General features: G+C 72.2%; 1 protein-coding gene. It reads left to right on the plus strand.

Going from position 1 to position 216, the window contains the following annotated elements; translation table 11 throughout:
- Positions 1–216 (plus strand): hypothetical protein (locus tag CQ14_RS44730; protein WP_057859702.1); only part of this gene is annotated, 216 nt, incomplete at both ends.

The raw sequence follows: 216 nt of genomic DNA on the forward strand, positions 1-216 counted from the left end.
TCGCGACGGCATCACGCTGGCGGCCACCGGCGCCCATGCCGGGCTGCGCGCGGCGGCGCGGCCGCTAGTTGCGCGCCTTGCGGCGACCGACGAGACTTTTGCCATCCGGTTGCGCGACATGCTGATGGCCGGCTTCTTCCGCGCCGAACCGGTCGAAGGTCATGCCGCCGACATGGTCACGCTTTTCGCCGAAGCCTTGCCGCAGGCGGCGGCCGC

Source organism: Bradyrhizobium lablabi (assembly GCF_001440475.1).
GTDB classification, from domain to species: Bacteria; Pseudomonadota; Alphaproteobacteria; order Rhizobiales; family Xanthobacteraceae; genus Bradyrhizobium; species Bradyrhizobium lablabi.